Origin of the sequence: Alicyclobacillus kakegawensis NBRC 103104, assembly GCF_001552655.1 — a bacterium.
Taxonomy (GTDB): Bacteria; Bacillota; Bacilli; order Alicyclobacillales; family Alicyclobacillaceae; genus Alicyclobacillus_G; species Alicyclobacillus_G kakegawensis.
In genome coordinates this window covers 213,967-238,299 of sequence record NZ_BCRP01000003.1, presented here as the reverse complement: position 1 = coordinate 238,299, position 24,333 = coordinate 213,967, and the positions used below count along the sequence as shown (strand labels likewise).

Below are 24,333 nucleotides of genomic sequence, written 5' to 3'. Positions count from 1 at the left end.
CGAACCCCGCCGGCACGCTCTTGGTGATCACACATCTTCGTCTGTGTGCGTGTGTTCAGGGATGGAGTCCGCATCGGCCGAACGGGATTGCCGGTTGTTATCACTCCGCCTTTGGGCCTTCAGGTCGCGGCCGCCCTCTGGCTCGCCCTTTTCCTTGTTGCTTTGCCGGCGCACGGATGACTCGGCCGCAGGATTCGAATACTGGGCATCTCGGCTTTCTGTGCGAGTCAGGCGTCCCACCAGCTCTGTGACCGGGCACCACCCGGTGACGCCTTCCGCCACTTTCATGGCGCCAAACGCCATCAGGATGCTCTTTCCCACGCTGCCTCTGCGCATGGCGCTGGCGCTGCCGTAGGCCATCAGACCGGCCATCAACCGCAAGTAACGGTCGGGTGCGCTGATGTTGTTTTTCACGGACTTTCCCTCCTTTCACCCATCCGTTTACAGCATGGCCCGCGCATCGGCCACGACCCTAGTATTAGGAGAGTGAGCCCATCCGATGCGAACTGGATTTGACTTTGACTTACCTTGACTAATTGCGGTGACTACGGCATACTGGATGTGTCCAAGATAGGTGCTAATGAGTGAGGAGGGAACTACCCGATGAGCTTGGTGCCGATTGTCATTGAGCAGACCAGCCGAGGAGAACGCAGCTACGACATTTATTCGCGGTTGTTGAAGGACCGCATCATCTTTTTGGGCACCGCCATTGACGACGAGGTGGCCAACGCCGTGGTCGCCCAGTTGCTGTTTCTGGCCGCGGACGACCCGGAGCGGGATATTCAGATGTATATCAACAGCCCGGGCGGATCGGTCAGCGCAGGCTTGGCCATCCACGACACGATGCGACACATCAAACCGGATGTCTCCACGATTTGCGTCGGCATGGCGGCCAGCATGGGGGCGGTGCTGCTCGCAGCCGGCACGAAGGGAAAACGGTTTGCCTTGCCGAACTCGGAAGTGATGATTCACCAACCCCTGGGTGGGGCCCGCGGGCAGGCTTCCGACATCAAAATCCACGCTGAACATATCATCCGTACGAGACAGCGTCTGAACCAGATCCTCAGCGAACGCACCGGTCAGCCGCTTCAGCGTGTAGAGGAGGATACGGACCGGGATCACTTCATGTCGGCGGATGAGGCAAAGGCGTACGGGCTCATCGACGACGTGATTCAGTTGAACGATTGAGGCATGGTGGCTGCGGGTCTGGTACAAGAGGTGCGAAGGGCGGGCGGGCTTACGTTCGCCCGCTTCATGAGCCTGGCCCTGTACGGGGAGGACGGGTACTATAACCGGCGTGTCCGCATCGGTGAAGAGGGCGGCGATTTTTACACCGCTTCCGGGATGCCTCTGTTTGCCCACACGCTGGCTTTGTGGGCGGAGCGGGTTTGGCGGCGGTGGCGACGACCGCGATACCTGCAGGTGGTCGAAATCGGCCCTGGCCAGGGCGAGTTCGCGCAAGCTTTTCTCTCCGCCTGGCGGACGCAAATGGACAAGGTTTGTGAGTTGCGGTATGTCCTTGTTGAGCGGGCGCCCGGGTTGCGGCGTCTGCAGCGTGAACGCCTGCGCACCTTTCCCGAGGTGGTGTGGGACGACATCCTGGCGGATTGGCCCACGCTGGTGGTGGGCAATGAGGTGCTGGACGCCTTGCCGGTGGAGCGTGTTCGCCGCAGACGCGACGGCTGGGACCAGGCCTGGGTGGTTTGGGATGAAGCCCGCAACCGCCTGGCGTTGATTTGGCGGCCAACGGATGGCCTAGTGACGGATCTGGCCTATCGTTACGTCGACTGTCCCGTGAACTGCCAGGCGGAGGTTGCGGTATCGTTGACCGAATTTTTTCATCACCTGCGCAGGATGGCCGTTCCGCTGTCCTGCGTCTTTTTCGACTATGGCATCACCAGGGAGGAGTGGCAGGCTGGGGTGCGGCCAAACGGGACTCTGCGCGGGTATCAGGGCCACCGGGTGCTTGACCTGGACGCTATCCTGGACTGTCCGGGAGCTGTGGATGTGACTGCGGACGTCAACTGGACGCAAGTACGGGAAACCGCTGCAGCGTCCGGGTTTACCGTTTTGCCGCTCCGCTCGCAGGGGCAATTTTTGCTTCACGAAGGTATTTTGCAAGCAGCCGAGGCGCTGGCCGCCACGGCCGCGTGGCCGAACGTGGCAGAGCAAATAAAGCGCTTGACATTGCCCACGTTCATGGGTGAGCGGTTTTCTGTCTTGGAGCTCCGGGCGGGGGAGTGAAGACATGTGCTGCGGGGATTGGCCGTCGTCTGTCTAGTCGCGGGGGTGCTGTTCCTGGTGCTGGGGCTGCACTACGTTTTCTCCATGCGCTGAAGATATACATTCTATCCAAAAGAGATGGCGCCTGTCCGGACAGGCGCTTCTTTTTTTCGATTATGCCTCCACATGTGTCGCCGGATACCCCAAATATGACATTATAATTGACCTGAAATCAAATTATAGTATGGAATAAAACAGGGATATTGCGTAATATAAAGGGCGGAACTATCAGCCTGTATGTGAAGGAGCGGTGACACGGACATGGCGATCCGAATGGCCATCAATGGCTTTGGACGGATAGGTCGTATGGTCTACCGGCGGGCCGCGGAGTTGGACGACATTTTGGTTGTGGCTGTCAACGGAACTGCGGATGCGGACACGCTGATGCATCTCCTGCGTTATGACTCGGTCCATGGCCGCTTTTTGGAGCCTCTGGAGCGAACAGCGGCGGGGTGGACGATGAACGGGCGCGAAACCCACGTTTTCAACACTCGACATCCACACGAACTGCCATGGGAGGAGCTGCAGGTGGATGTGGTGGTGGAGGCCACTGGCCGCTTTCGGACCCGGGATGGAGCCGCTCTGCACTTGGAGCAAGGGGCGCGCAAGGTGGTGGTGACAGCGCCGATGAAATCCCCGGATGACGCGGATGTGACAATTGTGGTCGGGGTCAATGAGGATATGTACGACGCGCATCGTCATCACATTGTGTCCGGTGCGTCGTGTACCACCAACTGCCTGGCGCCAGTGGCCAAGGTGTTGCACCAAGTGTTCGGGATTGAAAGTGGTTTGGTGACCGCCATCCATGCCTATACGAACGACCAACGCAATCTGGACAACCCGCACTCGGACTGGCGCCGGGCGCGCGCCTGTGGACAATCCATCATCCCCACCAGCACCGGGGCAGCGCGAGCCATCGGCTTGGTGCTGCCCGAACTGCAGGGGCGTTTGGACGGGATAGCCGTACGTGTTCCCACTCCCAATGTGTCCCTGTTGGACTGCGTCCTGCGGTTGACCACCGATGTCTCGGCGCAGACGGTGAACACGGCGCTGCGTGACGCCGCCAATCGGGAGCTGGCGGGCGTTCTGGGCGTCGTCGACGACCCGCTCGTCTCCGTGGACTTCAATGGGGATGCGAGGTCCGCCATCGTCGACGCCACGGCGACCATGGTCGTCGGTGGGCGCCAAGTGAAGCTGTTGGCCTGGTACGACAATGAATGGGGTTACGCCTGCCGGATGGTGGACCTGGCCAAACGCGTGGCCGCACCCGTTGGCGAGGAGGCCCCGGTTGGGTCGACACGGACCATTGCCGGGACCGCCTGGTAGGTCTTTCTCCGTACTGTCCCATCCCGCCGTTTCCCAGCGGAACGACTTCACCGGACCTGTCCTCCATGGGCTGACCCAGCCCATGTGGCTCGTCCGGTTTTTGTGTTAGAATGTTGTATCGCAAAAGGGGCTGGAGTGGATGGAACTTTACTTCGACAACGCGGCGACAACGCCGCTTTTGCCGCATGTGCAGGACGTGATCAAAGAGCGCATGGCGATCTTTGGCAACCCCTCCTCCCTGCACCGAAAGGGCATTGAGGCGGAGGAGGTCGTGTCCAATGCGCGTCGGCAGGTTTTGCGCATGATGGGGGCGGCCGGAGGGACGGTTGTCTTCACGGGCAGCGGCACGGAGGCCAACAACCTGGCCCTGCTCGGCACCGCGCGTATGTTGTCTGGTCGCGGCCGCCATGTCGTCACCACGGCGGTGGAGCATCCATCGGTTCTGGAACCCCTGCGGGCTCTGGAAAGACAAGGGTATGAAGTAACATACGTGCCGCCGCAGCCGGACGGCTGCGTGGCCGCCAAAGACGTGTTGGCGGCTGTGCGCGACGATACGGTCCTGGTCTCGGTGATGCACGTGAACAATGAAACGGGCGCCCGCATGCCCGTGGAGCAGATTGGCAAAGCGCTGGCGGACAACCCGAAGGTGCGTTTTCACGTGGACGGGATCCAGGCGTTTGGCAAAATACCATATCCGGTGCGGGAAGCGCGGGCCGATTTATACACCGTTTCGGGCCACAAACTGGGCGCTCCCAAAGGAATCGGTGCCTTGTACCTGCGCGACGGCGTGCGTGTGGAACCTGTGGTCTACGGCGGTGGCCAGGAGTTCGGGCTGCGATCCGGGACCGAGAACGTGTTGGGAATCGCCGCTTTCTCTGCCGCCGTGGAAGTCATGAGCGACGGAGTGGAGGCGGCTTGGGAGCACGTGTCCGCGTTGAACCAGCAGCTCGTCGCCGGGCTGCGGGAGATCCCTGGATGCGAACTTCACCTCCCGCAGGAGCGTTCTCCTTACATTGTGAACGTATCGTTTCCAGGCTTGAGAGGCGAGGTTCTGGTGCACGCGTTGGAGTCGAAGGGATTGTTTGTCTCGACCGGATCGGCCTGTTCCAGCAAAGGAGGGCACGCCACCCAGAGTCATGTGCTGGTGGCGATGGGCCTGAGTGATTCGGCGGTGGAGGGGGCGATTCGCATCTCGCTGACCCGCTGGACCACGTCCGAGCAGGTTGCTCAGGCCTTGGACGTGATACGGGAACAAACACACTGGCTTCGCAGTATTCTGTGAGTCACTGAGGGCGCGGGGCTCGTACGGTACCGGGGATGCATCAAGGAAAGGTTGGGCCTGAAGATGGTCGATCACGTTATCGCGCGTTATGGCGAGATTGCGCTCAAAGGAAAGAACCGTTCCCAGTTTGAACGGCTATTGGTGCACAACATGAAGCGGGCCCTGACAGCGTGGCCGCAGGTGGAGATTCGGCGTGTCGGCTCCAGGCTGTCGGTGGACCTCAACGGGGCACCCGTCGATGCGGTGACGGAGCGGTTGCAGCGCGTGTTTGGCCTGGTCTCATTGAGTCCCGTCCAGGTGTGTGGCCTGGATCTGAACGAGATCCGGGACCAGGTGTTGGAACTGTTGCATTCGCATGAACAGCAGCACGAGACGGCCAAGACTTTTAAATTGGAAGTGAAACGCGCCAACAAACGCTATCCATTGACTTCTCCGGAACTCGCGCAACGGCTGGGCGCACTGGTGCTGCCGCGGGCTACCGGTTGGAAAGTGGACGTACACAATCCGGCTCTCACCGCTTACGTGGAGATTCGAGATCAGGAGGCGCTGATATACGGCCGGAAAATCCCGGCCGTAGGGGGGCTTCCTGTCGGCATGAGCGGACGGGTGGGCCTGCTCCTCTCCGGAGGCATCGACAGCCCTGTGGCCGGGTGGTTGGCGATGAAACGGGGGGTGCGGCTGGAGGCCATACACTTTCACAGCTTTCCATTCACCAGTGAGCGCGCCCTGCAAAAAGTCGAGGACCTGGCGCAGATCCTGGCGAACTGGGGAGGCGAAGTGAAGCTGCACGTGGTCCATTTCACCGAAGTCCAAACGGCCATCCGCAAGGCCTGCCCGGAAGAGCTGGGCATCACGGTGATGCGCCGCATGATGCTGCGCATAGCCGATACGATTGCCCGCAAGCGCCGGCTCTTGGCGCTGTGCACCGGAGAAAGCCTGGGTCAGGTGGCCAGCCAAACGTTGGAAAGTCTGCGGACCATCAATGTGGTGACAAACGTGCCCATCCTCAGGCCGCTGGTAGCCGAGGACAAGGTGGATATCATTCGCCGGGCGCGCGAAATCGGCACGTACGACATATCCGTGCTCCCGTACGAGGATTGCTGCACCATCTTTGTACCCAAGCGACCGCGTACCAAACCGCGGCCGGAGGAAGCGGAGCGGGCGGAGACGGGCCTGGATATTGATCGGTTGGTAAGGGAGTGCGTGGACACCTTGGAGACGAAAACCTTCGTGGCGCGAGGAGGGGATTGAGCCTACACGAGTCGGCCACCCTACAGTCATGGGGGAGGCCGATGGAGATGCAGACATGGAAGACGGTCTATCGATTGTTTCTCTGGCTTGCGCTTGGCTACACGCTGCAGCAGGTGCTCAGGCGCAGCCGGGCGGTGTTGGCGGCGGCTATATTGTGGCGGGTCCTCCGGTGGCGTCCGTGGGCCAACTCCCGCCGCGTGGCCGCGTTTCGCATGGTCAACGGTTGCGAGCCCGCGATTTATCGCCGGCGCGGCTTGCGCAAAATGGTTCCCTGAGGAAGAGGTTTTGGGCATATGAGGGTCGGAGCGTGCGCCGACCCTCTTTGATTGTTTAAATCTATCGTTATTTGGGAATAACGGATAAAGAGACAAGGGAGTTGTGCACGCTTTCAGGAGGCTATCGGACATGCGACAGAGTGTACGGACGATGCGACAGGATGCCTGGACGCAGGAAGACGACGCCCTCTTGGCGGAAATCGTGCTTCGCCATATTCGAGACGGCAGCACCCAGTTGGCGGGATTCAACGAAGCCAGCCGGCGCTTGGGGAGAACGGCTGCGGCCTGCGGGTTCCGCTGGAACGCGGTGGTGCGCAAGCAGTACCGTCCCTCCATCGAAGGGGCCAAAGAGGAACGCAAGGAAAGAAAGTCGCAACAGATTCAGGCGCAGTTGGAGGGGGGAGACTATGATCACCCCACGGCGACGCTGATGAGTTGGGCGCAGGTGCTGCGTTTTTTGCGGCAGGAGAAAAACACCGCCCAGCAGTGGGCATCGCGCTGGCGAGCGGCCGAACGCCAGGCAGCTGAATGGAAGAGCAAATTTGAGGGGTTGGCCCGCGAGCACGAGAAGTTGGCGGAACAATACCAGCGTCTGAATCGAGACTACGACGTGATTGTCGAAGATTACCGCTCTCTCGTTCAGATTGTTGAGCGGGCCCGCAAGGCCGCGCTGTTTGACAATGAGTCGATTGACCACGGGTTCATGTACCGGATTGACGAGTACGGAAATCTGGAACGTGTGCACGAGGATCGGCTGGAATCGGCCGAATAACGGCCGCCGCATACGCTAAAGCAGGTATAAACGCGGGGTTGGGAGGCAAGCTAACGGCCGTGGAGGAAGGTGGCCGAAGCGATGCACCGCCTGCGTAAGTGCGGGATATGGATAATGGCGGTCTGTTGCCTGTGCCTGTCAACCGGGTGTTTTGACCGTCAGGAATTGGAGCAGCTCGCTTTTGTCACCGGTGTGGGTCTCGACAGGGCACCTAACGGCCTGCTCGACGTGACCTTGCAAATCGCTGCGCCCCAAGGCCACGAGGGGAGTAATGGCGGCAGCGGCAAGGAGCAGGGCAAGGGAACGCAGCCGGTGACATTTCGCGTGCACAGTATTCCGGAGGCTCTCTCCCTGGCCAACACGAGCATCGAACGGACGGTTACGTTGTCCCACTTGAGCATTGTGGTGTTTGGCGAAGGCCTTGCCAAGGAGGGGTTGAAAAAGACCCTGGAACCGATGGTGCGCTTTCGCGAGTTTCGGCGGACCTTGTTCGTCGCCGTGGCCAAGGGAAGGGCTCTGGACGTTTTTAACAATAACAACCTGATGCTGGAGCGCTCCACGGCGCGCCTGGCCGACAATCTGTTCGTCATGGGGAACCGAGATGGGTTGTTTCCGTCCAAACAACTGCAGGATTTTCTGGTCGCCATAGAAAATCCGCACGAGGACCCCCTGCTGCCTGTTTTCGCAGTCAACAGCCAGGTGGCCCAGACCTCCGGAAGCGAAGCGTCGAGCGGCCAGGACGGCGGTACGGGTCAAGGGGGCAACAAGGCAGGGGGGCCTATCGAGGAGACGAAAGTCGATTTCAATCCTGGTCAGGTGGCTCGCTCCGGCGGCAACCCGGTGGAGTGGATTGGCGGCGCCCTGTTCCAAGGGGACAAGCTGATTGCCTACCTGAACGGGCGGGAGATGTTGTATCTGCGGATATTGGACGGATCGCTGCACAGCGCAAAAATCGACTTCCGCGACCCGCTGCACCCGAATCAGACAATAGGCCTGTTTTTGCGCAAGGAACGGTCGCCCAGCGAACAGTTGACGCTGACGAATCCTCCCCGCGTGCGTTTTCTCGTGCCTCTGGACGCCGATTTGACCAGTGCGGTCGAGCCGTCCGCGCAGCGGTCGCCGTTCAGCCTACAGATTGAACGCGACCTCGATCAATCGATGGCCAAGGAGATGAAGGCGCTTCTGGAAAAGATATACCATCAATATCAGGTGGATCCGATTCCGATCTCACGCCGCCTCCGCACGCATTTTCTTACCCATCAAGCGATGGTTCAGTATCCTTGGCGTCAGCAGATGCGATCCGCCCAAATCGACGTGCGGGTGGACCTGAACATCCGCCGTTTCGGCATCCAGGCGATGCCGAGTCAGGCGAAATGAGGCAGGCTCAACCCATCGACGGCCAGCCCGGCAACGGGGGGCGTGACTCCCAGTGGGGCTGAGGCGGACCTGGCAAGGCTGGCCCGGTTTCATGGACCCGCTCATCTGCTGCCCGAGGCCGTTCTGCATACGGCGGCATGGCGGGCCCCATCGGTTGGCGTGGAGGTGTATCTGGTGCCTGCGGCGGGTGTTGGCCCTCATCCACCTCGCTCGGTTCTCCATTGCCGTTGGCGATGGACACGGCCGATTTACACACCCACTGCAACATCGTCCGGAACCACGGGTTTTGCATCAGTTCCAACAACGGTTTGGCGTCGATGTGGTCCTCTTGTGCCAGGGCGCCGCGCAGGGTTTCGGAGAGAGTCAGCAGCAAATTCAGGTATTCCTCCGTATTCATGCCCAGTCGGGAGGCTTCTCTGTTTAGCCGCGGGCGGATGCCTGCCGGCAGCGGCTGCGCCTTTCGCCTTGCCCGGGTTTTTTGTTTGGCTTGGGCCTCTCGATTCCGTTTAGAACCGTGGTTTCTCACCGCCGCCCCCTCCTTCCGCGGCACCTGTGCCGGACTAGCCAGCAGGCACTGCGTATGGTTCATAAAACAATTCTCCGATAAGCAATGCACAGGCGGTCGCGGGAGGCAGGGCGAGTGTGCCGGGCGGGGGCTAGGGAGCGGGGGCCCGGAGGTGCTAAGTCACAAGGCCTCCGCTGGGGCTGAGGACTTGGCCAGTTATGTAGGACGAGGCTGGCAGCGCCAGAAAGCGCACACAGTGGGCCACTTCCTCCGGGGCGCCGATGCGTCCCACTGGGATTTCATCCAGCAGCTGCGAGGCGTCTTCCGTTGCGAGGGAGGCGGTCATGTCCGTGGCGATAGCTCCTGGAGCGACCGCGTTGACCGTAATTCCGGTGCGACCGAGTTCTTTGGCCAGGGCGCGCGTCAAAGCGATAACCCCGCCCTTGCTGGCGGAGTAGGCGGCCTCACAAGCGCCCCCCGACACCCCCCATACCGACGCGATGTTGATGATGCGTCCGTATTCTGCACGCAGCATATAAGGGAGGACAGCCTGGGTGCATAGATACACCCCGGTCAGGTTCACTGCGATGAGTTGTTGCCAAGTTTGCCATGGAGTCTCTTGAAACAACCCGTTCCAGGCAATCCCTGCGTTGTTGATGAGGATGGAGGGAGTGCCCAACGCTGTGGCTGCGCTCACCAGCCGGGACACCTCGTCGGGTTGTGCGACATCCGCTTGCACTGCCAACGCCCCATCGGCCAGGGCTCGGCATTGGTTGGCTACGCGCTCAGCTTCTTTTTGCGCCCGGTGGTAATTGACAATGACGCGCGCTCCGGCCGCGGCCAGACTGAGGGCTACGGCGCGTCCAATGCCGCGGCTGGCACCGGTGACGACGGCGACCTGTCCGGATAACGGCTTTCCTTCTTCCGGATACTCCTGTCCCACTTGGAGCACCACCTCACACTCGACCTGTTGGGAACTTACGGCTTTCGTTGCAGTGGACGGGCGAGACCGCAGTGAATGAGCGAGATTCCGGTCAAGTCACGCGAGTCATTGTAACATAGCGGGGTCAGCGCTCGCGAATGGGCAGGCGTAGGCGCCTCCATACCGCTCGGCCAGCCACCACAGCCGTCGCGAGGACCAGGCTACTGGTTATCCATTGTCCAATCGAAAAGTAAACGGGGAGCGGGTTCCCGGCCAGTTGGATGGTCTCCACGAACGACGGCGGCAGGGACGGGTGCACGTCGCCGCGATGAAGGAGCGGAACCAGCCTGTCCAATATGCCTTGCGCCGCCTGATTGACCCCGCGCCCCAGAGCATCGGCAACCAGGTACCACAGAAAGAACGGGCCGGAGATCAGAGCGGAGACCGGCGACAACCAAAGGACGAGCAGGTCCATCATCAGCACGGAAGCCAACCAATACCAGGCGATGGAGAATCGCTGTGACAACGCGCGGTACAACTTAGATAACAGCCAGACGGCCAAGGCGGGGCCGGTGGCGATGATGAACGCCCAAAGCCAACGGCGACCCGCCCGGCGTTGGTTGCTGGGCGGATCTAACTGTGCCTGTGAAGCGGTCCGGACCTCGGTGTCCGGGACCGGTCGGGGTTCAGGTGCGTGTGGCAGAGGAGCGTCCGCACCGCCGGACGCATCTCTGGACGCATCTTGTGTACGCGCCCTGTCCGTGCCGGTGGACCATCCGGGACGGGCGCCCGATTGCGGCCGTTGCAAGACGGAATGGGTCGCCATCAGGCGGCGGAACTCAGTCTCGCTCAGGTTCGCGTTCAACAGGTCGGGACTGACGTCCAGCACGTACACACCAAACTCTACTTCCCATTCGCGAACCGATTTCCTCTCCGGTGTGGGTGGGGTCAAGTTCGGCTTCACCCGAAAGGGACTCATCGTTGCGGGCCTCCACTTCGCGTCATTCTGTACCCAGTATAGCGCAATTTGCTGGCGCGCTTGCGAACGTGGACGGCCTATCGGACCCTAGCGGGCATACACAGCAACCCCGTCTGCTTGCGAGGCTTGCTTGACTTTACTTCAGAAAGTACAGTCGATATGATAGTGTGGCGAACGGCAACAAGAAACTCTTGAGCGCGGCCAAAGGAGCGATACGTGGATATGGAATGGACTCGGCGCACGGCTGCCAGCGGCAACCCGCTGACAGACCTGCACATGTCTTCGTTTGCGACAGTATCGCACCTGTATGATGGGCAGGATCCGACTTCGGTTCATACATACCAGGAACGGGCTCGGCATGTCTATGCCGACTATTCGCCCGCAAAACGACGGGCGCTGGTGGACGCGCTGCGGGCTTACCACCGGGCTTTGGGGGCGTCCGAGGCGTCGCTGCAGCAGGTGGAAAGACTCGCGCACCCGCAGGCCGTCGCGGTGGTGACAGGCCAGCAGGCGGGTTTGTTTGGTGGTCCCCTGTTTGCCTTGTACAAGGCGCTCAGCGCTGTGGGCGTCGCCCGCCGTCTGGAACGGGAACTGCGATGTCCCGTGGTGCCCGTGTTTTGGGTGGCCTCGGAGGATCACGATTGGGCGGAAGTGAATCACGCCTACATCCTGGACGGCGCGGACGAACTCCAGAAGCTGCAGCTGCGGCAAAAGGTTTCTCCCCATCAAATGGTGTATCACCAACCCCTCACGCGGGACACGGTGGATGAGGTGCTGGCAGCGGCCCACCGATTCCTCGCCGGCGAACCGCATACTCTCGAAGCTTTGAACACCCTGCGCAGCCTGTTCGAAGCTGGGATGTCGTTGGCCACCTGGTTCGCCCGGCTGTTGGCGAGACTCACGGCCCAACACGGAGTGGTCTTGTTTGACCCTTGTCTGCCCTCTTTGCGGGAACTGGCGAAGCCTGTCTGGGAGCGGGCTCTCGTCGGGCACAAAGACGTGCAGGCGGAGCTGGACGCGGCGTACCGCGATGTAGAAGCCTTGGGCATGGTGCCGGCCGTGGTTCGCGACGCCACAAACACCACGTTGTTCTATGTCGAAGACGGACAGCGGTATGTTCTGGAGCGGACGGACGAGGACGGGGTTTTGCGAGTGCGCGGCCTCGGCATACAAAAGAGCGTGTCCGATTGGGTGGCGCTGGCCCAAGAGCAGCCTACACGCTTCAGCAGCAATGTGCTGTTGCGCCCGGTCGTCCAGGACACCGTGCTCCCGACATTGGCCTATATCGGAGGCGCTGCCGAGATTGCCTATCATGCCTTAGCCCGGGGGACGTTTCGGGCGCATGGACGAGTGCTGCCGCCACTGCTTCTGCGCCAGCGGGCGACCTTGTATCCAGCCAGCGTGTTGCGGCACATGCGCCAGTGGAGCATCTCTCGGGAACGGCTGTACGAGCCGGTGAATCTGGTGCAGGAGGCCTTGGCCGACCTGGGAATGTCCCGCTTGGAGGCCTCATTTCATGACCTGGAGGCGCAAACGAGAGAGCGCTGGCGGGCCTGGGCGGAGCAATTCTCCGACTGGGGACAACAGGTGGCCGCGATGGCGCAATCGCAGGCCGTACGCGAAGCCCAGGAACTGCAGCGGTTTCGCGCCAAGGCGCGCCGCTGGCTGGAGCTGCGCCACGACGCCCAGGTCCGGCAGCTACGGCACATTGAGCGCTGGCTGTGGACAGACGGCCACCTGCAGGAACGGCGGCTGTGCGTCCTCAACGTCTGGTGCCGGCATGGAGAGAACACGCTGCGCGAGCTGCCCGTATGGGAAGATTTCGATCAGCCGGGGACGGTGTACGAAGTGGACCTGGACGCCTGAAAGGATCAACCATTCGCCTTTGCGACCCCCATGAATCCTTGGACCGCATGTATCCATTTCCTTTCTTGCTGAAACGGTTGCCGGCCGTTTCAGCTTTTTTTGTGGACGAGTACAAATTTCTTCCGTTACCAAGCAGGAGAATCGGGATTCACCGCGAAAGCTATGTGCTAAGTGGTGTGATGTGGAGTGAAGTGGGGCAGAGTGGGGTAAAGGTGGTGGACCGGGGTGTTCATGGGCGAGTTTCAACATACTCTCGACGACAAAGGGCGTATGATTGTGCCCGTCCGCTTTCGAGAGGAACTGGGCAGCTCGTTCGTGATCACGCGCGGTCTCGACAAGTGTTTGTTTGTATACCCTATGGCAGAATGGGAAACTCTGGAGGGCAAATTGAAGGCCCTGCCCCTCACCCGCGCGGATGCGCGTTCCTTTGTTCGGTTCTTCTTTTCCGGAGCCAGTGAGTGCAGCCTCGACAAACAGGGTCGCATCCTCATTCCGGGCTCCCTGCGGGAATATGCCGGGTTGGAGCGGGATTGTGTCGTCCTCGGCGTGTCGAACCGGGTCGAAATCTGGGCCCAGGCCACCTGGCAATCGTATTCTGCCAATGCGGCGGAATCCTTTGCGGAGATTGCCGAGAACCTTGTGGATCTTGCGTTTTAGGAGTCGATGGCTGCGATGGCGACTGAGCCGTTTCACCACGTCACGGTGCTCTTGCAAGAGACAGTGGACCTTTTGCGGCCGCAACCGGGTGGGACGTTCATCGATTGCACGCTCGGTGGCGGCGGACACAGCCGCTGTTTGCTTGCGCGCACCGCTCCCGATGGCCGGCTGTTGGCGTTGGACCAGGACCGCGCGGCGCTGGCCCACGCCCAGACGTGGGCGGCGGGCGTGGCGCCGGGACGGATGACCACGGTTCACAGCAACTTCCGCCATGTCGCGGAGGTGGCCAGGCGGCACGGGTTCGATGCTGTGGACGGCATCCTGTTTGACCTCGGCGTCTCCTCCCCGCAATTTGATGACCCAGACCGTGGTTTCAGTTATCGGCACGACGCGGAACTGGACATGCGCATGGACGTGGATGCGGGCGGCCCCACGGCCGCAGACCTGGTGAATCAGGCGGACGCCGCGGAACTGGCCCGCATTTTCTTCGCTTACGGGGAGGAGCGGTTTGCCCGTCGCATTGCCCAGGCGATTGTCCGCACTCGGCAGAGTGCACCGATTCGCAGCACGGGCCAACTGGCCGAAATTGTGAAAGAAGCAATCCCGGCCGCCGCCAGGCGGTCGGGGCCTCACCCAGCGCGCCGCGTGTTTCAGGCCCTGCGTGTGGCGGTCAATGATGAACTGGGGGCGCTGCGGGATGCCTTGGAGCAGAGTTTGGGATTGTTGACGAGCGGCGGGCGGGTTGCGGTCATCAGCTTTCATTCCCTTGAGGACCGGATTGTCAAGCGGACCTTTGCGAGTTGGGCGGAGGGGTGCGTCTGCCCGCCGGATTTTCCCGTTTGTCGCTGCGGCCGTACAGCGAAGGCCCGGGTGCTCACCCGCAAGCCGGTCCAGCCCGGCGAGCGGGAGAAGGAGCAGAACCCGAGGTCGCGCTCGGCGAAGCTGCGAGTCGCCGAAAAGGTCTGAACAAAATGCGTGGATATCCTGAGCTGATGGTACCAGTTGCGTGTAGCCCTTGCGGCCGCCGCAGGCAGTGGTTCCAGTGCGATGTACGAGGGCAAAGTCTATGAGGAGGAGAGGAAATATGCCAGCGAGTTCATCGAATGCCGCATGGGCAGCGCCGCAGCGGGAGGTTCACAGGGACCAGGGACACGTTGCGGTTGCAGCGCCGAAACCACGCAAGGACCGTTTCACCCGCTATGACCGAATTTCCATCTTTGCGTGCATCGTCATCTCCACCGCCATCCTTTGGTTTATCGCGATGCAAAGCGCGCAGATTGACCGCATCAATTACCACATCAGTTCGCTGCAGCAGCAGACGCGGCAGGTGGAGGCGGAGAACGCGGCGCTCACCAAGGATGTGGACGAGTTGAAACGGCCGGCCAGGATTCTGTCGATTGCCCTCAATCAGCTGCACATGAAGTATGCCGATCCCGTCCAGATTTCGGGCACTGCGGGCGGCAACTGACATAGGCGGTGCCGCCCATGAATGAGAATCGTCCAAGCCGGCACCGGCGCCGCGTTTGGTTGCTGCAGGCGGGGTGCCTGCTGGCGCTGGGTGCGGTCGCGGTTCGCATGCAGATTGTTCAACACGTGTTTGGCGGCCGGCTGCTGGCCCAGGCGGACAAGGCGCAGACGGTGACGACGCGGCTGTTGGCTCCCCGCGGCCAGATCTTGGATGCGCAGGGAAACCGCCTGGCCTACGACGTCTCTGCGTACATGATGGACATTCGCGTCCAGGATTTCAGCGATCGGCAGCAGTTGGCGCAGCTGTTGAGCCGCGATCTGGGGGTTACGAGCAAGGAAGCGCTGGCAATCGTCGGCAATCAGAAATACACCTGGGTGCGCTGGCCGCACCCGGTCTCGGAGACCCAGCGCCAGGCCATACTGTCGTCCCTGAAGGCCCTGTCGCAAAAGGGGCGCGCTTCTGCCAAGGGCCAGTCTGCACGGGCGCAAGGCGTAGACCTGACGCAGAGTGTCACATTCACCCCGACGGAACAGCGCTTCTATCCCAACGGGACGTTTGCCGCCAATGTGATAGGGTACGTTGATCAACACGGCCAGGGACAAGGCGGACTGGAACTTGAGTACAACCGGCTATTGAAGGGGACTGACGGGTTGGTGCGCTATACCAAGGATGGCGATGGTTTCCCCCTGCAGTGGACGATGCAGGTCGAGAAGCCAGCCAAGCCGGGGGACAACCTGCAGTTGACGATTGATCCGACCATCCAGGGATTCGTCGAGGAAAAGATGGACCAACTGGTCAAGCAGTACCACCCGGAACACGCCGCCATCATCGTCACCAACCCCAACACGGGAGCCGTGCTGGGAATGGCCAGCCGCCCGACCTACGACCCCAATCAGTACTGGAACGCCAGCGCTGATGCCTTGTCCAACTGGGCGGTCAACAGCGCTTTTGAACCCGGTTCGACGTTCAAGGTGATTGTATTGGCCGCGGCGCTGACGGTCGGGGCTGTCAACCTGAACGATACTTTTGAATCTGGCCACCTGGAGGTCTCCGGGCGCACCATCTATGACTGGAACCGCGTCGGATGGGGGCGCATCAGCTTCGAGCAGGCGATGGAAGAATCGAGCAACGTGGGCTTTGCGACCATCGCCCTGAAGCTGGGTTGGAGCAACCTCCTCAACTTCATGAACCGGTTTGGCCTGCTGCACCAGACCGGGATTGACTTGCCAGGGGAAGCGAACTCGCTCCTCTTTCCCGATTCCGAGCGCGGCAAGCTGCAATTGGCCACCTCCGGGTTCGGTCAAGGTATCGCGGTGACGCCGATACAACAGATGGCTGCCGTGGGAGCGGTGGCCAACGGCGGCAGGCTGATGAAGCCGTATGTCGTGCAGAAAGTGATCAATCCGGAAACCGGCAAGGCCATAAAAACTTTCCATCCAACAGTGGTCGATCCGCACGTCATTCCCAAGAGTGTGGCACAGACGGTGTCGCACGTCATGGTGCTTGACGTGTCCAAGGGCATCGACAAAGTCGGCTATCTTCCCGGGTACGACGTGGCCGGCAAGACCGGCACGGCGCAGGCGGTTGACCCCAAGACCGGGAAGTACTATTCGGACCGGTTCATTGTCTCTTTTATCGGCTATGCGCCTGGTTGGGACCCTAAGGTAGAGGTCTATGTCACGCTGTATTGGCCCAAGACGGCGGCCAGCAACCAGTGGGGCAGCACGGTGGCCACGCCGGCGGCGCGGGACATTTTGAAGGAATGCATGCAGTACTATCGGATCTCCCCGCGAACAGATGGGCAATCGGACCACAAAAGTTCGTCTGAACCTGGGCAGCACTCCACGCAGTACGTGCAGATGCCCGATGCCACGGGCCAGAGTCTGACCGCGGCCAAGTCAGCCTTGGATAAATTAGGTCTGCATGTCGAGGTGGTTGGCGGCGACGGCACGGTAGCCCGCCAGTGGCCGCAAGCCGGGCTCTCTTTGGCGCAAGGGACCAAGGTCTACCTGTACGCCCCCGGCAGCGGCGACACGCTGCACATGCCGGACCTGACCGGCGCCTCTTTGCGGGAAGCTGGCAACATCTTGGCCGCGATGGGTCTCAACCTCGAGGCGGACGGCCAGGGATATGTGTCCACGCAGTCGGTGGCTCCCGGCAAACCTGTCCGCCGCGGCCAGACCGTCCACGTGACTTGTCATACCAGCGGACTCTGACCTTATCCCTCTGACCGGGTTCTCATGCCTGTCTTTCCCTCCGGATTCTAGCAGACAGATTGTCCGCATACGATGATGGGTGAGAACAGGCTGGGGGGCGACGTCGGTGCGTGTGACACGCGGCTTGGTCAGGCGGCGTTTGCTGCTGCTGTTGCTGTGTCTGTTGGCTGCGGTTGGGGGCCTGTTGGGGCGCCTGTTTTACATCCAGATGGTGCAGTCGCCGTGGCTGGGCGCCCAGGCGGATGCCCTGTGGCGGCGCAACATCCCGGTCGCGGGCATTCGCGGCACCATCTACGACGCGAACATGCACGAGTTGGTCTACACAGCCAGCGCTCCGAGTGTGATTGCGGTGCCGGCGCAGATTGAGGACAAGCGAGGCACGGCCATGAAGCTGGCCCATATCCTGAAGATGCCAGAGGAGCGTGTGCTCACCCTGCTCCAAAAGCGGGACGCGACTGTCTACATTTCGCCCGGCGGGCGGCGCATCAGCGAGCGGCAGGCGACCCAGATTCGCGATCTGCAGCTGCCAGGAATCTACCTGACCGAAGAAGGGAAGCGCGCCTATCCGGAAGGCGCGCTGGCCGCGCAGGTGCTCGGCATCACCGGGGCGGACAATCAAGGCCTGACCGGCGTGGAGAAGGAGTATGACCGGGAATTGGCCGGCGAGAAAGGGTACATCAGTTTTTTCGCCAAGGCCAGCGGCGAGAAGATGCCCGGATCTGGACAGGTGTACGTCCCGCCGACCGACGGTGAGGATTTGGTTCTGACCATCGACGAGCAGATTCAGCGCTTTGCGGAACGCGAGATAGAACAGGCCGTGGCGGAGTACAACCCGGATGAGGCGACCGTCATTGTGGCCGACCCGAAAACCGGGGCTATCCTGGCGATGGCGAACTATCCGAGTTTCGATCCGTCCCATTGGCGCGATTATCCGTCTTCTACCTACAATCGCAACCTCGCCATTTGGAAGACGTTTGAGCCGGGCTCCACGTTCAAGATTGTGACCCTTTCGGCGGCCCTGCAAGAGGGCAAGGTGAGCCTGAACGACCGCTTTTATGATCCCGGATACTACGAGGTGGCAGGCCACCGGATTAAGTGCTGGAAGGCGGGCGGGCATGGCTCCCAATCCTTCTTGAACGTGGTCGAAAACTCGTGCAACCCTGGCTTCATCGCGCTGGGGGAACGGTTGGGCAAGACGACGCTGTTCTCCTACATCCGCAAGTTTGGCTTTGGCCAGAAAACGGGGATTGACCTGCCGGGTGAAGGCCGCGGCATCTTGTTCAAAGAGAGCAAGGTAGGGCCGTTGGAGTTGGCCACAACCGCGTTTGGGCAGGGTGTATCGGTGACGCCCATCCAGCAGGTGATGGCGATGTCGGCGATTGCCAACGGCGGTCTGCTCATGAAACCACATGTGGCCAAGGAGTTTCTCAACCACGATACGCACCAGGTGGTGCAGACGGTGCAGCCGGAGGTCGTGCGCCGCGTGGTCTCGGCGGAAACGGCCGCCAAGGTGCGCCAGACCTTGGAGAGCGTGGTCGCGCGGGGTACGGGCAAGAACGCGTACGCGGAGGGGTATCGCGTGGCCGGCAAGACCGGCACGGCGCAGGTGGTTGAAAACGGCCGGTACAGCAGCAGCCACTACATCGTTTCGTTCATCGGCATGGCACCGGCCAATGACCCGAAACTGGTGGCCTACGTGGCCATTGACCACCCACGGCCCAGGCAAAGCGCGGTGTTCGGCGGGACGATTGCGGCCCCGATAGTCGGGCGCCTGTTGGCCGACAGCTTGGCCTATCTGGGCGTGCAGCCGTCGCAGCAGGGGCTGAGCAAAAAGCGTTCCTGGAATGAACCGGTCATGGTCACTGTTCCAGATCTCATCGGCCTCTCGATGGGAGAGGCACAACGGAAGACGATGACGAGCGGTCTCAATCTGAGGACCCAAGTGATTGGCACGGGCAAGTACATCGTCTCACAGGCGCCCGCGGGCGGCAGCAGGGTGCCGGAGGGTTCGACGGTGCGCCTGTTCCTGGGCGACGCACCTCCGGGCGGTTCTGGAATTGACAAGGCCTCGCAAAACCACTAGATTGGGCATGGTAGTTCGGCCGGTAAGGAGGGTGTCGGGTGCTCTTGTCGCAATTGTCACGGGTCTTGATACGCAAGCAATGGATAGGCACGGGCGATGTGGAGATTCGCGGGGTCTGTTCAGATTCCCGGACCGTGCAGCCGGGAGACTTGTTTGTCGCCCAACGTGGGTATACCGTCGACGGCCATCAGTTTGCCGGGGAAGCTGTGCGGCGGGGTGCGGTGGCCGTCGTGGGCGAGCGGGTTGTCCAAGGGGTGGCTGTGCCGCAGCTGGTGGTTCCAGATTCCCGTTTGGCCGGCGCCATCCTGGCCGATGTGGCCTACGGCCACCCGTCTCACCACCTGCAGGTCATCGGGGTGACAGGCACCAACGGCAAGACCACGGTCACCCACCTCATTGAACAGGTGCTGTCGATGGCTGGGCGCAAGACGGGATTGATTGGCACACTCGGTTCCCGCATCGGCGGAGAGTACCGGGCGGGGGCCAACACAACCCCGGAAGCGGTGGAGCTGCAGTCCCTGTTGGCCGAGATGGTGGCCGCCGACTGCCGCTGCGCGGTCATGGAAGTCTCCTCGCACGCGCTGGACGTGCGGCGGGTGGCCGGCATCCGTTTCCACATCGGTGTGTTCACCAATTTGACGCAGGACCATCTGGATTATCACGGGACGATGGAAAACTACCGCGCCGCCAAGGGCAAGCTGTTTTCCCGGCTCGGCAACACGTACGGGGATACGCCCGCTGAGTCCGCCTACGCGGTGATCAACGTGGACGACCCAGCCGCGTCCTACATGCGCGAGCAAACCGTGGCCGAGACGGTGACGTACGGGATTGACCAGACGGCCGACGTGCGGGCGCGCGAGATCCATCTGAATCCGCGAGGGGCGAGCTTCCGCGTCGATAGTTTTGCTGGCAGCGCCCAGGTCAATCTCCGCCTGACCGGGCGGTTCAACGTATACAACGCGTTGGCGGCGTTTGCGGTCGGTTTGATTGAAGGCTTGACGCCGGAGCAGGTGGCCGAGGCGCTGGCGGCGGTGACCGGGATCCCCGGCCGCCTGGAGGCGGTGGCGGCCGGGCAGCCCTACACCATCCTGGTCGATTACGCGCACACCCCGGACAGTGTGGAGAATGCGCTGCAGGCGATCCGGGAATTCGCAGAACGACGGGTGATCTGCGTGATTGGCTGTGGCGGTGACCGCGACAAGGGCAAGCGGCCGCTGATGGCGGCCACCGCCTGTCGGCTGGCCGACTGGACGGTGCTGACCAGCGACAACCCGCGCACGGAGGACCCGGAGTCCATCCTGGACGACATGGAGGCCGGCGTTTGCCGTGATTACCCAGGTCGGTACGAGCGTATCTCGGATCGGCGCGAGGCGATTTTCCGTGCCGTCGAGTTGGCCCAGCCGGGCGACGTGGTGCTTTTGGCCGGCAAGGGGCACGAGACTTACCAGATCATCGGACACACGAAGTACCCGTTTGACGACCGAGAAGTGGCGCGTGAGGCCGTCCAGTCTCGGTCGTGATGGGATGGAGGTACACGGATGGACTTGCAGGCGTTGCTTCTGACCGCCGGCGTGGCGTGCGCGGTTGGGATTTTGCTGGGGCCGATTTTTATTCCCTTGCTGCACCGGCTCAAATTTGGGCAGCGCATTCGGGAGGAGGGGCCCTCCCACCATCAGAGCAAATCTGGCACTCCGACTATGGGCGGGGTGATCATCCTGCTCGCACTTATCGTGACTACCCTGAAGTTTGCGCTCAACAGCCCGGAAATGCGCATCCTGCTGGTGGCGACCGTGGCATTCGGCCTGATTGGTTTCGCCGACGACTTCATCAAGGTAGTGAAAAAGCGCAACCTAGGATTGACGGCCAGGCAGAAGGTCATTCTGCAAATTCTCGCCACGGTGCTGGTGTTTGCTATGCTTTGGGTACACTGGCGCGGAACGGAGGTCGCTTTTCAGGTGGCCGTGCCGTTTACGGACTGGGCGCTCACCCTGGGCGGGTATTACGTGCTTTTCCTGCTTTTGATTCTCGTGGGGACGACCAACGCCGTCAACCTGACCGACGGGTTGGACGGGCTGTTGTCCGGGTGTGCGGCCGTGGTGTTCGCGGCTTACGCCTGCTACGCGTTTTGGCATACAGAGTACGACGTCGCCTTGTTTTGCGCGGCGATGGTCGGGGCGCTGGTGGCGTTTCTCGTCTACAACCGGCACCCGGCCAAGGTGTTCATGGGGGATACCGGGTCTCTGGCCATCGGCGGCGGATTGGCCCTGGTGGCGGTGTTGACGCACAGCGAATTGACTCTCATCCTGTTTGGGCTGGTGTTTGTCATCGAGGCGCTGTCCGTCATCATCCAGGTGTTTTCCTTCCAGGTGTTTGGCCGTCGCGTGTTTCGCATGAGCCCGCTGCACCACCACTTTGAACTGACGGGTTGGTCTGAGTGGGACGTGGTTCTAGCATTCTGGTTGTTCGCGTTCCTGACCGCATTTGGAACCCTGGCGGTGGTCGGCCACTAGATGGGCCTTGGATATTGAGATGGGAGGACTTCGATGATGTCGTTGCAGAACCGGCGCGCGCTGGTGGTAGGCTTGGCCAGGAGCGGTGAAGCAGTGGCCCGTCTGCTCGCCCGGCACGGGGTGTCGGTCATCGTCACGGAACAAAAGCCGCGCGAGCAGGTGGAGCCTACATTGGTTGCGTTGGAGGCGTTGGGGGTGGAAGCGGTGTGCGGGGGCCATCCGTTGTCCCTGCTCGATACGCATCCAGATTTTATCGTTAAGAATCCAGGCATCCCCTACCATGTCCCGCTCCTGGCGGCCGCGCTGGAGCGGGGCATTCCCGTGTACACCGAAATCGAGGTGGCATCCTGGTTCGTCAAAGGTCCCGTATATGCTATCACGGGCTCCAACGGGAAAACGACCACGACCACGCTGGTCGGGGAAATGCTCAGGCGCGACGGGAGGAACCCGGTCGTGGCGGGCAATATCGGCGTCGTGTTGTCCGGGGTGGTGGAGGAGGCGGAGGCGAATCAGCCGATTGTGCTGGAGGTTTCGAGCTTTCAGCTGCTGGGCACAGAGACGTTTCACCCCCAGATTGCGGTGTTGCTGAACCTGTATCCGTCGCACCTCGACTACCATGGTACGTTTGCCGCGTACCGGGAGGCTAAATGGCGCATGTTCCGCAACATGGACGCCGGTGACGTGGCCATCCTGAACGCCGACCAGGAGGTGGTGCGCAGCCACGCTCCCGAGGGCCCGCGCCAGTTCTGGTTCGGGCGCCAGGCACACGACGAGGCGGGGGTCTACGTATCTGCCGGCCAGATCGTCGTGCAGGCGGACGGCGCTCAAGAGGCCGTTGTCCCCGTGGCTGAATTGGGGTTGCGCGGGGAGCACAACGTCGAAAACGCGGTGGCGGCGACCGCGGCGGCCGTCACGGCCGGCGTCCGTCTGGAGTCCATCCGCCAGGTGCTGCGCGAGTTTCGCGGGGTCGAGCACCGTCTGGAATTTGTCCTGGAAGCGTCCGGGGTGCAATACTTCAATGATTCTAAATCGACCAACCCCCGGGCGGCGCTGGGCGCCCTGCGGTCTTTTCGCCAGCCTATCGTCTGGATTGCCGGGGGGCTGGACAGGGGCGATGACTTTCGGGTCTTGGCGGAGGATATCAAAACGCGGGTCAAGGCGGTGGTGCTCTTGGGTCAGGCGGCCGACAGGCTTGCCCAGGTCTGCCGTGAGGCGGGCGTGGCCGACGTCTGCAAGGCCTCTTCGATCCCGGACGCTGTCGCCCGGGCCCGCGAGGCGGCTCGGCCCGGGGACGTGGTGCTGTTGTCTCCAGCTTGCGCCAGCTGGGACATGTTCTCTTCGTTTGAGGAGCGCGGACGCATGTTCAAGGAGGCCCTGCATACACTATAGCGTCTGACAGCTCGTCCGAGACGGGGCGCGGCGGCCCGTTGCGGGCAGACGAAGGGGGATGCGGCCTTGCTGCAGGCGCGAACCAAGATGGATGTGGTCATCGTGGCGGCGACACTGTGCCTGCTCGCCCTCGGCGTTACGATGGTCCACAGTGCGAGTTCGGTCGTGTCGGTCGAACGCTTTGGGGATCCATTCTATTTTACCAAGCGGCAATTGCTGTGGGCGGCGCTTGGCGTGGCGCTGATGCTGGTCCTGTCGGGGTATGACTATCACCGGTGGCGGCGCCTGGCGCCGGCCATCGCGGCGATAAGCTTCGTCCTCTTGGTGGTGGTCTTGCCCTTGGGCCAGAGCCGCAACGGATCACAGGCCTGGCTGGGCATCGGGTCCTTTGGCATCCAACCGTCGGAGTTTGCCAAGCTGGCGCTGATCCTGTTTCTCGCCCACTATCTCACTGATTCGGAACAGCGCATGCAATCGTTCTGGAGCGGGTTCGTACCCCCCCTCTGCATGGCCCTGTTGGCGGTGGCCCTCATCATGTTGGAGCCTGACCTTGGGCAGAGTGTGGTCATCATCGGTACCACGGTCATTCTCCTGTTTGCGGCCGGCGCGCGGCTGACGCACCTGGCGTTTTTGTTTGGGCTGGGATTGGCGGGCTTTGCCGGGTTGGTGGCGATGGCGCCCTACCGCATCAACCGCATCATTGCCTTTCTAGATCCCTGGCAGGACCCACAGGGCAAGGGATACCAAATCATTCAATCCCTGTACGCGCTTGGTTCAGGAGGAATGCTGGGGCTTGGGTTTGGCAACAGCCGGCAGAAGTTTCTCTACCTGCCCGAGCCGCAGACCGATTTTATCTTCTCCATCATCGGGGAAGAACTCGGCTATCTTGGCGCCGCCTGCGTCCTGCTGCTGTTCGCGGTGTTGGTCTGGCGCGGTTTCCGAGTCGCGCTGTACGCCCCGGATAAGTTTGGGGCGTTGCTGGCTGCGGGCATCACCGGTATGATGGCGGTGCAGGTGTTGATTAACATTGGGGTGGTCACTGGATCGATCCCGGCCACCGGTATCACTCTGCCCTTGATCAGTTATGGCGGCTCTTCACTGACGTTGATGCTTGCTGGGATTGGGATTTTGTTGAACATCTCCAGCCAGTCATCGGCAGCCCCTGGGTAACC

The 24,333-nt window shown here is 61.6% G+C and carries 22 protein-coding genes; 18 read left to right on the top strand and 4 right to left on the bottom strand.

Going from position 1 to position 24,333, the window contains the following annotated elements; translation table 11 throughout:
• Positions 1 to 27: 27 nt before the first annotated feature.
• Complete coding sequence (locus tag AK2_RS03995) at positions 28 to 414, bottom strand: YgaP family membrane protein (protein WP_067931613.1); 387 nt, start codon at positions 412 to 414, stop codon at positions 28 to 30.
• A gap of 189 nt (positions 415 to 603) precedes the next feature.
• Between AK2_RS03995 and clpP the strand changes: the two genes are divergently transcribed.
• The 8 genes from clpP to AK2_RS03955 all read left to right on the top strand — a co-directional run bounded on the left by clpP (position 604) and on the right by AK2_RS03955 (position 8,566).
• Positions 604 to 1,188 carry an ATP-dependent Clp endopeptidase proteolytic subunit ClpP gene (gene clpP / locus AK2_RS03990; RefSeq protein ID WP_067931611.1) on the top strand — a complete coding sequence of 195 codons (585 nt, stop codon included), beginning with the start codon at positions 604 to 606 and terminating at the stop codon, positions 1,186 to 1,188.
• Between the two features lie 6 nt (positions 1,189 to 1,194).
• Positions 1,195 to 2,244, top strand: coding sequence for an SAM-dependent methyltransferase (locus AK2_RS03985; RefSeq protein WP_169794724.1), 1,050 nt, complete (start codon positions 1,195 to 1,197; stop codon positions 2,242 to 2,244).
• A gap of 300 nt (positions 2,245 to 2,544) precedes the next feature.
• Positions 2,545 to 3,609, top strand: a complete 1,065-nt coding sequence (gene gap / locus AK2_RS03980; protein WP_067931607.1) for a type I glyceraldehyde-3-phosphate dehydrogenase — start codon at positions 2,545 to 2,547, stop codon at positions 3,607 to 3,609.
• Between the two features lie 139 nt (positions 3,610 to 3,748).
• Positions 3,749 to 4,891 carry a cysteine desulfurase family protein gene (locus AK2_RS03975; RefSeq protein ID WP_067931605.1) on the top strand — a complete coding sequence of 381 codons (1,143 nt, stop codon included), beginning with the start codon at positions 3,749 to 3,751 and terminating at the stop codon, positions 4,889 to 4,891.
• A 63-nt stretch (positions 4,892 to 4,954) separates the two neighbouring features.
• Positions 4,955 to 6,142 (top strand): tRNA uracil 4-sulfurtransferase ThiI, encoded by a 1,188-nt coding sequence (gene thiI / locus AK2_RS03970; protein ID WP_067931681.1) that lies wholly within the window; start codon positions 4,955 to 4,957, stop codon positions 6,140 to 6,142.
• Between the two features lie 47 nt (positions 6,143 to 6,189).
• A complete protein-coding gene (locus AK2_RS03965; protein ID WP_067931603.1) occupies positions 6,190 to 6,417 on the top strand; it encodes a hypothetical protein in 228 nt (75 codons plus the stop codon).
• Between the two features lie 130 nt (positions 6,418 to 6,547).
• A complete protein-coding gene (locus tag AK2_RS03960) occupies positions 6,548 to 7,189 on the top strand; it encodes an RsfA family transcriptional regulator (RefSeq protein ID WP_245632755.1) in 642 nt (213 codons plus the stop codon).
• Between the two features lie 81 nt (positions 7,190 to 7,270).
• Entirely contained in the window at positions 7,271 to 8,566 is a 1,296-nt protein-coding gene (locus AK2_RS03955) for a Ger(x)C family spore germination protein (RefSeq protein ID WP_067931601.1), read from the top strand.
• A 7-nt stretch (positions 8,567 to 8,573) separates the two neighbouring features.
• Here the strand turns inward: AK2_RS03955 and AK2_RS03950 are convergent, their stop codons facing one another.
• The 3 genes from AK2_RS03950 to AK2_RS03940 all read right to left on the bottom strand — a co-directional run bounded on the left by AK2_RS03950 (position 8,574) and on the right by AK2_RS03940 (position 10,972).
• Complete coding sequence (locus AK2_RS03950; protein WP_067931598.1) at positions 8,574 to 9,155, bottom strand: hypothetical protein; 582 nt, start codon at positions 9,153 to 9,155, stop codon at positions 8,574 to 8,576.
• A gap of 91 nt (positions 9,156 to 9,246) precedes the next feature.
• Positions 9,247 to 10,014, bottom strand: coding sequence for an elongation factor P 5-aminopentanone reductase (ymfI, locus tag AK2_RS03945; protein ID WP_067931596.1), 768 nt, complete (start codon positions 10,012 to 10,014; stop codon positions 9,247 to 9,249).
• Positions 10,015 to 10,138: 124 nt separating this feature from the next.
• The gene (locus AK2_RS03940; RefSeq protein ID WP_067931595.1) at positions 10,139 to 10,972 is read right to left on the bottom strand and encodes a hypothetical protein; all 834 of its coding nucleotides are present in this window, start codon (positions 10,970 to 10,972) and stop codon (positions 10,139 to 10,141) included.
• A 222-nt stretch (positions 10,973 to 11,194) separates the two neighbouring features.
• Between AK2_RS03940 and bshC the strand changes: the two genes are divergently transcribed.
• The 10 genes from bshC to spoVE all read left to right on the top strand — a co-directional run bounded on the left by bshC (position 11,195) and on the right by spoVE (position 24,331).
• The gene (gene bshC / locus AK2_RS03935) at positions 11,195 to 12,838 is read left to right on the top strand and encodes a bacillithiol biosynthesis cysteine-adding enzyme BshC (protein ID WP_067931593.1); all 1,644 of its coding nucleotides are present in this window, start codon (positions 11,195 to 11,197) and stop codon (positions 12,836 to 12,838) included.
• 225 nt (positions 12,839 to 13,063) lie between these two features.
• Positions 13,064 to 13,495: a division/cell wall cluster transcriptional repressor MraZ gene (gene mraZ, locus AK2_RS03930; RefSeq protein WP_067931591.1), complete on the top strand. Its 432-nt coding sequence runs from the start codon at positions 13,064 to 13,066 to the stop codon at positions 13,493 to 13,495.
• A gap of 15 nt (positions 13,496 to 13,510) precedes the next feature.
• Complete coding sequence (rsmH, locus tag AK2_RS03925; protein WP_067931589.1) at positions 13,511 to 14,461, top strand: 16S rRNA (cytosine(1402)-N(4))-methyltransferase RsmH; 951 nt, start codon at positions 13,511 to 13,513, stop codon at positions 14,459 to 14,461.
• Between the two features lie 118 nt (positions 14,462 to 14,579).
• The gene (locus AK2_RS03920; protein ID WP_067931587.1) at positions 14,580 to 14,963 is read left to right on the top strand and encodes a septum formation initiator family protein; all 384 of its coding nucleotides are present in this window, start codon (positions 14,580 to 14,582) and stop codon (positions 14,961 to 14,963) included.
• 17 nt (positions 14,964 to 14,980) lie between these two features.
• The gene (locus tag AK2_RS03915) at positions 14,981 to 17,179 is read left to right on the top strand and encodes a penicillin-binding transpeptidase domain-containing protein (RefSeq protein ID WP_067931585.1); all 2,199 of its coding nucleotides are present in this window, start codon (positions 14,981 to 14,983) and stop codon (positions 17,177 to 17,179) included.
• Between the two features lie 106 nt (positions 17,180 to 17,285).
• Positions 17,286 to 19,262 carry a stage V sporulation protein D gene (locus AK2_RS03910; protein WP_245632754.1) on the top strand — a complete coding sequence of 659 codons (1,977 nt, stop codon included), beginning with the start codon at positions 17,286 to 17,288 and terminating at the stop codon, positions 19,260 to 19,262.
• A 38-nt stretch (positions 19,263 to 19,300) separates the two neighbouring features.
• Positions 19,301 to 20,782: a UDP-N-acetylmuramoyl-L-alanyl-D-glutamate--2,6-diaminopimelate ligase gene (locus AK2_RS03905; RefSeq protein ID WP_067931583.1), complete on the top strand. Its 1,482-nt coding sequence runs from the start codon at positions 19,301 to 19,303 to the stop codon at positions 20,780 to 20,782.
• Positions 20,783 to 20,800: 18 nt separating this feature from the next.
• Positions 20,801 to 21,772: a phospho-N-acetylmuramoyl-pentapeptide-transferase gene (gene mraY / locus AK2_RS03900; RefSeq protein WP_067931581.1), complete on the top strand. Its 972-nt coding sequence runs from the start codon at positions 20,801 to 20,803 to the stop codon at positions 21,770 to 21,772.
• 36 nt (positions 21,773 to 21,808) lie between these two features.
• Positions 21,809 to 23,161 (top strand): UDP-N-acetylmuramoyl-L-alanine--D-glutamate ligase, encoded by a 1,353-nt coding sequence (gene murD / locus AK2_RS03895; RefSeq protein ID WP_157076210.1) that lies wholly within the window; start codon positions 21,809 to 21,811, stop codon positions 23,159 to 23,161.
• 66 nt (positions 23,162 to 23,227) lie between these two features.
• Positions 23,228 to 24,331, top strand: coding sequence for a stage V sporulation protein E (spoVE, locus tag AK2_RS03890; protein ID WP_067931576.1), 1,104 nt, complete (start codon positions 23,228 to 23,230; stop codon positions 24,329 to 24,331).
• The last annotated feature ends 2 nt before the right edge of the window (positions 24,332 to 24,333 follow it).

What these genes read in the sequence shown, in the direction of transcription:
- AK2_RS03950 (WP_067931598.1), bottom strand. Translation starts at nt 9,155, where the DNA reads ATGAACCATACGCAGTGCCTGCTGGCTAGTCCGGCACAGGTGCCGCGG.
- bshC (WP_067931593.1), top strand. Translation starts at nt 11,195, where the DNA reads ATGGAATGGACTCGGCGCACGGCTGCCAGCGGCAACCCGCTGACAGAC.
- AK2_RS03960 (WP_245632755.1), top strand. Translation starts at nt 6,548, where the DNA reads ATGCGACAGAGTGTACGGACGATGCGACAGGATGCCTGGACGCAGGAA.
- gap (WP_067931607.1), top strand. Translation starts at nt 2,545, where the DNA reads ATGGCGATCCGAATGGCCATCAATGGCTTTGGACGGATAGGTCGTATG.
- AK2_RS03955 (WP_067931601.1), top strand. Translation starts at nt 7,271, where the DNA reads ATGCACCGCCTGCGTAAGTGCGGGATATGGATAATGGCGGTCTGTTGC.
- clpP (WP_067931611.1), top strand. Translation starts at nt 604, where the DNA reads ATGAGCTTGGTGCCGATTGTCATTGAGCAGACCAGCCGAGGAGAACGC.
- AK2_RS03965 (WP_067931603.1), top strand. Translation starts at nt 6,190, where the DNA reads ATGCAGACATGGAAGACGGTCTATCGATTGTTTCTCTGGCTTGCGCTT.
- AK2_RS03940 (WP_067931595.1), bottom strand. Translation starts at nt 10,972, where the DNA reads ATGAGTCCCTTTCGGGTGAAGCCGAACTTGACCCCACCCACACCGGAG.
- AK2_RS03920 (WP_067931587.1), top strand. Translation starts at nt 14,580, where the DNA reads ATGCCAGCGAGTTCATCGAATGCCGCATGGGCAGCGCCGCAGCGGGAG.
- murD (WP_157076210.1), top strand. Translation starts at nt 21,809, where the DNA reads ATGTCGTTGCAGAACCGGCGCGCGCTGGTGGTAGGCTTGGCCAGGAGC.
- AK2_RS03975 (WP_067931605.1), top strand. Translation starts at nt 3,749, where the DNA reads ATGGAACTTTACTTCGACAACGCGGCGACAACGCCGCTTTTGCCGCAT.
- thiI (WP_067931681.1), top strand. Translation starts at nt 4,955, where the DNA reads ATGGTCGATCACGTTATCGCGCGTTATGGCGAGATTGCGCTCAAAGGA.
- mraY (WP_067931581.1), top strand. Translation starts at nt 20,801, where the DNA reads ATGGACTTGCAGGCGTTGCTTCTGACCGCCGGCGTGGCGTGCGCGGTT.
- AK2_RS03915 (WP_067931585.1), top strand. Translation starts at nt 14,981, where the DNA reads ATGAATGAGAATCGTCCAAGCCGGCACCGGCGCCGCGTTTGGTTGCTG.
- rsmH (WP_067931589.1), top strand. Translation starts at nt 13,511, where the DNA reads ATGGCGACTGAGCCGTTTCACCACGTCACGGTGCTCTTGCAAGAGACA.